This is a genomic window from Vreelandella songnenensis (assembly GCF_003002925.1).
Lineage (GTDB): Bacteria > Pseudomonadota > Gammaproteobacteria > Pseudomonadales > Halomonadaceae > Vreelandella > Vreelandella songnenensis.
Genome location: NZ_PVTK01000013.1, coordinates 56,510 through 62,944 on the forward strand (window position 1 = coordinate 56,510; position 6,435 = coordinate 62,944).

7 protein-coding genes are annotated in these 6,435 nt (G+C 57.4%); 5 read left to right on the plus strand and 2 right to left on the minus strand.

What is annotated here, in order from left to right; all coding sequences use genetic code 11:
* Nucleotides 1-238 precede the first annotated feature (238 nt).
* Nucleotides 239-622 carry a thioredoxin gene (gene trxA, locus B0H98_RS16100; RefSeq protein ID WP_146130267.1) on the plus strand — a complete coding sequence of 128 codons (384 nt, stop codon included), beginning with the start codon at nt 239-241 and terminating at the stop codon, nt 620-622.
* 41 nt (nt 623-663) lie between these two features.
* Here trxA and B0H98_RS16105 read toward each other — a convergent pair whose 3' ends face one another.
* Complete coding sequence (locus B0H98_RS16105; RefSeq protein ID WP_106376087.1) at nt 664-1,806, minus strand: AI-2E family transporter; 1,143 nt, start codon at nt 1,804-1,806, stop codon at nt 664-666.
* A gap of 186 nt (nt 1,807-1,992) precedes the next feature.
* Between B0H98_RS16105 and B0H98_RS16110 the strand changes: the two genes are divergently transcribed.
* On the plus strand, nt 1,993-2,820 hold the full coding sequence (locus tag B0H98_RS16110) for an SIMPL domain-containing protein (protein ID WP_106376088.1): 828 nt from the start codon (nt 1,993-1,995) through the stop codon (nt 2,818-2,820).
* On the opposite strand, the gene serS is transcribed toward B0H98_RS16110, so the two are convergent.
* A complete protein-coding gene (serS, locus tag B0H98_RS16115) occupies nt 2,765-4,042 on the minus strand; it encodes a serine--tRNA ligase (protein ID WP_106376089.1) in 1,278 nt (425 codons plus the stop codon). The two genes, B0H98_RS16110 and serS, sit on opposite strands and share 56 nt — an antisense overlap.
* 199 nt (nt 4,043-4,241) lie before the next feature.
* Here serS and B0H98_RS16120 point away from each other — a divergent pair, with 199 nt between their 5' ends.
* The 3 genes from B0H98_RS16120 to B0H98_RS16130 form a co-directional block, all read left to right on the plus strand.
* Nucleotides 4,242-5,498 (plus strand): dicarboxylate/amino acid:cation symporter, encoded by a 1,257-nt coding sequence (locus B0H98_RS16120; RefSeq protein ID WP_106376090.1) that lies wholly within the window; start codon nt 4,242-4,244, stop codon nt 5,496-5,498.
* Between the two features lie 69 nt (nt 5,499-5,567).
* Entirely contained in the window at nt 5,568-6,149 is a 582-nt protein-coding gene (locus B0H98_RS16125) for a DUF4202 domain-containing protein (RefSeq protein ID WP_106376091.1), read from the plus strand.
* A gap of 83 nt (nt 6,150-6,232) precedes the next feature.
* On the plus strand, nt 6,233-6,435 hold a 203-nt coding region (locus B0H98_RS16130; RefSeq protein ID WP_146130268.1), incomplete at its 3' end, for a hypothetical protein.

Genomic DNA, 6,435 nt, shown 5'->3' on the forward strand with positions numbered 1-6,435 from the left:
ACTGACAGCAGGCTGGCAGGTCATTTGCTAGCTGCAGCCATTCTTCGCTTGTCATAAAGCACTATTTAGCATAAAAAAATAACTTATAATTCACTTATATTATAAAAAAAAGACGCTATACGCATCTATAAATTTATTCGATCAATCAATAAATCCGTCGCGGATATTTGCCAGCCACCGCCGTGACCGCTAACATCTGCCGACTTGGCGTAATAAACGTGCGCTGGTTTATCGCGTAATGACCGTTGCTCCATTTGAGGCAACGAAACTGCAAGAGCAACGCAAACGGGAGAAGCAAATGGCTAATAATGTTGATGTCACCAACGCCAATTTTGAGCAAGAAGTTCTCAATGCCGAACAGCCTGTCCTGCTGAAGTTCTGGGCGCCCTGGTGTGGTCCATGTAAAGTTATGGCGCCTGTGGTTGATGAAGTGGCTGCCGAGCGCGGCGACAATCTGAAAGTGGTTAGTGTAAACGTCGACGACGCACCGGAAATTGCCGCGGAGCAAGGTGTGCGCGGTGTACCTACGGTGATGCTGTTCAAGTCCGGTACCAAGGTCGCTTCACTGGTTGGCGCGCAGTCCAAGACGCAGTTGACTCAGTTCATCGATCAAAACGCCTGATGCGCATGACAACCGCCGGCTTGCCGGCGGTTGTCGCTTGCCTAGCGACTCCCCTCTTCGGGCTGCTCAGCCTGATCCTCGTTTTTGCGTTTCCACGGCGCACGCCCGGCATCCTGCCGGCTGAGATAACGCCCCGTACGATGCTTCCCTGGGCCGAGAAAGTGCGCAATCCAACGCGTTTGCGGATGGCTGTCGAGTGCAATCTTGAGCGTCATGGTCAGCACTACTGACAACAGCATTCCCGCTGCGCCAAAAATCCATCCCCAGACCACCAGCGATAAAAACGCCACGAAGGTGGAAAGCCCCAGCGCTTGCCCCATCACACGCGGCTCGATCAGATTACCCAGCACGAAGTTGATGACCAGGTATGCCGAGGCCAGCAGTAGCGCCTGGAGCACGCCGCCATCCTGCGCGACCAACAGCAGCAGCACCGGCGGAATGGCAGCCAGCGCCGAGCCGATATTGGGAATGAAGTTGAGACCAAACGCCAGTACGCCCCATAGCAGCGGGAAATCAACGCCCACCATCAAACATGAAAACCAGACCAGCACCCCGGTTGCGAGGCTAATCACGGTCTTGACCGCCAGATAGCGCTTGAGCGTCAGGCTGAACTCGCTGAAACGTTTCAGGCTAGGCGCCGGATTCTCTAGCGCCCTGGAAACCTTCTGGCGAAAATTCAGCGTTTCAAACAGCATGAAAATGACCAGCAGTGCGACGATGCCGCTCTGCATGACCATGTTACCGATCTCGCTCAACAGCGTGGCAACCCAGGAGCCCTCTTCATCCATGGCGAACGCTTCACTGAGCTGATCCGGGTTAACCGCAAACCCGTGTGAGGCAAGCGTATTCAATAAATCCCAGTAGTGTTCGTAAAGCCGCGCTTCGATATCGGGCAGTGCCGCGACAAAGGTGCTGAAACTGTTGACGACCAGCACACCTATCAGCGACAGAAAAGCCAGCAGAATAACCAGCGTTAAAAGTGCAGAGGTGCGCATGCTCAACCCGCAGCGATGCAGCCACTGCACCGGAGACGTGCATACCACGGCGATAAATACGGCCAGCAGCAGGGGCACAAGTAAATCAGCCCCCATTTTCATTCCCGCGATGATGACCACCAGGGCAGCCAGTGCCAGAGTGGAATTCAGGGGAAGACTTCGATAACCATCATCCGACAACTTTGCCATAGCCCTACCCTTCGCCAGTTATCCGTACATAATGGCTGCAATATGTGCATTGCACAAACCGTGCAAGCAATAAGCAACTGTTTTGCGTCGGCTCTTGTGTAATGAACTTTCCTTTACACCGCTATTCCAAGCAACGTCTACACTAGTTGACGCACGTACCTACCTAATTCATCAAGGAAATCATTCATGAGCCCAACACCGGCACGTTTACCGCGTTTTCGTTATGGCATTCTCAGTGGCGCTCTGTTGGCGCTGTTAAGCACACCGCTTGCCTTTGCCGCCCCACCGACGCCGCCGAGCCTGAGCGTGCAGGCCCAGTCCTGGGTTGAAGTAGAGCCTGACCAGGCCACCCTGACGGCCCGCCTCTGGGAAAATACGCCAGCAGTCTCCTCACTTGAAGACACTGATAGCGAAGCCTTGGGTGATGCACGTGAACGTCTGGAAAGCCGTGCCAGTGAACTGATCGCCGCCATGGAAGAGCTCGGCATCGAGCGCCGCGCCGTCAACGCAGGCTCACTGAACGTCTACCCTGATCACGTTGCCGCGCCGCGTAGCGAAAACGGTGACCAGGAAATGATGCAGCGTACCCGCCTTGAGCGCCCTTTCAGCATTGAGCTGACGAACCTCGACCAGCTGGGCGATGTGCTCAATGCGCTGATCGGTGTAGGCGTCAACGCTTTGGACGGTGTTCAGTTTGATCTTCAGGATCGTGACGCTGCAACGGATGAAGCGCTGGTGAAAGCACTTGAAAAAGCGCGTCACAAGGCAGACCTGATGGCCAGCACCCTGGAAGCTGAGCTTGGCCATGTCCAGCGCATCGAAGAGACGCAATCCCCCATCTTCCAGCCGCGCATGATGGCCATGCGTGCCGAAAGCGATGCTGCAGGCAGCGGTGAACAGAGTGACTACCGCCCCGGCACCATCCGTATCGATGCCGGGGTGAACGTCGAGTGGACGCTTAAAGGGCCAGACGCTCCTGACCACCAAGATAGGGACGTAGCGGCGCAGGAATAACGACCGAGCCATCTGCCTGCTGGTGGTTTTCCATGACCGCCAGCAGGCAGCGGCCAACTGCCAGGCCTGAACCGTTCAAGGTATGCAGCAGCTGTGGCTTCTTGGAATCAGGATGACGGAAGCGAGCCTGCATGCGCCGCGCCTGGAAATCCTCGCAGTTGGAAACAGAGGAGATCTCCCGATAGGTTTCCTGACTGGGTAGCCATACTTCCAGATCATAGGTCTTGGCCGCACCAAAGCCCATGTCGCCGGTACACAGCGTGACTACCCGGTAAGGCAACTCCAGCGCCTGCAGGATAGCTTCTGCATGGCCGCGCATCTCCTCAAGGGCCTCGTAGCTCTTCTCCGGTTCAACGATCTGCACCATTTCCACCTTATCGAACTGGTGCTGGCGGATCATGCCGCGGGTATCACGCCCGTGGGAGCCCGCTTCACTACGAAAACATGGCGTGTGGGCGGTCAGCTTCATGGGAAGCGCGGCCTGGTCGACAATTTCATCGCGAACAAAGTTGGTCAGCGGGACTTCTGATGTCGGGATCAGGTGGTACTCGCGCTCGTCATCCAGCTTGAACAGATCCTCGCCGAATTTCGGCAGCTGGCCAGTGCCCATCAGCGAATCACGATTCACCATATACGGCACATAGCACTCCTGATAACCGTGCTGCTCGGTTTGGGTATCGAGCATGAACTGCGCCAGGGCGCGATGCAGCCGGGCAATTGGGCCACGCATCACGGCAAAGCGGGCACCGGTCAGCTTGACGGCCAGTTCAAAATCGAGATAGCCCGACTTCTTGCCCAGGTCGACGTGATCCAGCACGTCAAAATCAAATTCACGCGGCGTGCCCCAGCGGTGCAGCTCCACGTTGTCATCTTCGCTCTTGCCTTCCGGCACGCTGTCATGGGGCAGATTGGGAATACCGCTGATCGCGTCATCCCACGCATCCTGCACCTCGGCAAGTTCGCGCTTTGCACTGTCCAGACGGTCGCCCAGGTCACTGACGGCATCCAGCAGTGGCTGAATATCCTCGCCACTGGCTTTGGCCTTGCCAATGGCTTTGGAGCGCGTATTGCGCTCGCTCTGCAGCTGCTCGGTCTGCGTTTGCAGGTCGCGGCGACGCGATTCCAGCGCCTGCAGCCCCTCTTTATCCAGTGCATAGCCGCGACGCGCCAGTTGTTGCGCAGCCGCATCCAGATCACCGCGCAGCAGTTTCGGATCGAGCATGAGTTATTCCTTGGCCAGAATTCAGTTAAACACGGCGCCCGGCGCCAGTATCAAAGGCGTCTATTGTAGGCAAAAGCGCCGCAAGGGGCTATGGGGGTCGTGCCAAGGGCTTCTGCGCTGGCCCGCCAAAAGGTGATAAAGTGCCTGCCGAATTGTAAACCAGCGTTTCTTATCGATTAATCAGCATGACAAGGAGGATATGCCCGTGAGCACATCACAAGGCGCATTCGGATGGTGGCGGCGCATCGCCCTATGGAAAAAGATTCTTGCAGGTCTGGCACTCGGCATACTGGCCGGAGCATTGCTGGGTGAAAACGCCAGCGTGTTCAAGCCGCTGGGGGATATCTTCATCAATGCGATCATGATGCTGATCGTACCGCTGGTGTTTTCCACCCTGGTGGTGGGCATCACTTCCATGCGCGACCCGCAGAAAATGGGCCGCATTGGCGCGCGCACCATTGCCCTTTATCTACTGACCACCGCGTTTGCGATCAGTATCGGCCTGCTGCTCTCGACACTACTGCAACCGGGTGCCGGTGTAGATATCAGCTTTGACGGCAGTGTCGATGCCAGCGAAGCTCCCACGCTTGCCTCCATTTTGATTGATCTGGTGCCGCGCAATCCGATTGATGCGCTTGCCAATGGCAATATCCTGCAGATCATCGTGTTCGCGATTGGCCTGGGTATTTCGCTCACCCTGGTAGGTGAAAAGGGCGAGCCGCTGGTTATCCTTTTCGACAGCTTTGCCGAGGCGATGTACAAGCTCACGGGCATCGTCATGGCATTTGCCCCCTTTGGGGTGTTCGGGCTGATCGCGCATGTGTCCGGCCAGTACGGCCTCGAGATTCTGCTGCCGCTGGCCAAGCTGATTGGCGTGGTGTATCTGGCCTCGGCGCTTCACGTACTGGTGGTGTACTCAGGCTTTATCAGCCTGCTTGGCCGTCTCAACCCGGTGCGCTATCTCCAGGGCAGCCTGGATGCCATGATGATCGCTTTCTCCTCGGCCTCCTCGGCAGGCTCGCTGCCGGTATCCATCCGCTGTGCGCAGCAGAACCTGGGCGTCTCGGAAGGGGTTTCAGGCTTCGTGCTGCCGGTGGGCGCCACGATCAACATGGATGGCACGGCGCTTTATCAGGGGGTAGTGGTCCTGTTTATTGCCCAGATGCTGGGCATTGAGCTTACGCTGGTAGATTACGGCATGATCGTGGTCACCGGCACGCTCGCCTCCATTGGTACTGCCGGCGTGCCCGGTGCCGGGCTGATCATGCTCTCCATCGTCATGGCGCAGATTGGTCTACCGCTTGAAGCCATTGCCGTGGTTGCCGGCATCGACCGGATTCTGGACATGGCGCGTACCAGCGTCAACGTGGCCGGCGATATCATGGTCACCACGCTGGTGGGCAAGAGTGAAGGTGAATTGAACCTGGATATCTATAACGCCGATAATAAAGCCTGACGCCCAGAGCAACACTGCCCCGCGGTCAACCCTGCCCGGGGCATGGCAATAACCATAAAGGAGCCTCTTATGGCCAAACGCCTAGAGCAGGTAATCAGCGCCCTGGACCGGCTACATGCCGAAGACCCGCGTAGCGTCGATAAGGACGGTAAGGCGATAGCCGCCGAGCTTCTATACGCACAGCGCATGAGCGCCTGGCTTGCAACGCTTGCGGAAAACCCCAGCGAGTGTCTGCAGATTGCCGTGCGTGCCCAGCATCTACAGCGCTGGCAGGTGCCCCGCGAAGACTACCCTGAAGGCCGCGTGGGCTACCTGACCTGGCGGCGCGACCAGGGCATTCGCGCTGGCGATACCGCCGCCAAGCTTATGAACGATGTGGGTTATTCAAGTGACGATACCCAGCGGGTAGCCACCCTGGTCAACAAGAAGGGACTGGGCCGCGACGCGGATGTTCAAGCACTGGAAGACTGCGCCTGCCTGGTGTTCCTGGAAAACTACTTCGCCGATTTCTCACGCAAGGTCGAGCATGACCACATGTTGCGTATCATTCAGAAAACCTGGCGCAAGATGTCGCCCCAGGCTCACGAGCAGGCGCTTGCCCTGCCCATGTCGCCGGCCTCCGCGGCGCTGGTCAAAGAAGCACTCAGCTAGCCTGTGCTGCTGAGTGCAGCCACGCAGGCACTGAGGTAAAGTAACGCTCTCTCTTTTTCATGCCCCGGCAATGACGAACAACTATGATTGCATCCCTGGACTCGCGCAGCGCCCCGTTTGAACGTCTGGGCACCCACTATCTACGTTTTCTGGAAGCCCTTAAAACACGCGGCTTCGAAGGCGAGATCGCCCCGGATTACGCCCAGCGCACGGTGCTCTCCACCGATAACTCGATCTACCAGCGCCTGCCCCAGGCGGCGGTGTTTCCCCGCCACGCCGAGGATCT

What these genes read in the sequence shown, in the direction of transcription:
- trxA (WP_146130267.1), top strand. Translation starts at nt 239, where the DNA reads ATGACCGTTGCTCCATTTGAGGCAACGAAACTGCAAGAGCAACGCAAA.
- B0H98_RS16105 (WP_106376087.1), bottom strand. Translation starts at nt 1,806, where the DNA reads ATGGCAAAGTTGTCGGATGATGGTTATCGAAGTCTTCCCCTGAATTCC.
- serS (WP_106376089.1), bottom strand. Translation starts at nt 4,042, where the DNA reads ATGCTCGATCCGAAACTGCTGCGCGGTGATCTGGATGCGGCTGCGCAA.
- B0H98_RS16125 (WP_106376091.1), top strand. Translation starts at nt 5,568, where the DNA reads ATGGCCAAACGCCTAGAGCAGGTAATCAGCGCCCTGGACCGGCTACAT.
- B0H98_RS16110 (WP_106376088.1), top strand. Translation starts at nt 1,993, where the DNA reads ATGAGCCCAACACCGGCACGTTTACCGCGTTTTCGTTATGGCATTCTC.
- B0H98_RS16120 (WP_106376090.1), top strand. Translation starts at nt 4,242, where the DNA reads ATGCCCGTGAGCACATCACAAGGCGCATTCGGATGGTGGCGGCGCATC.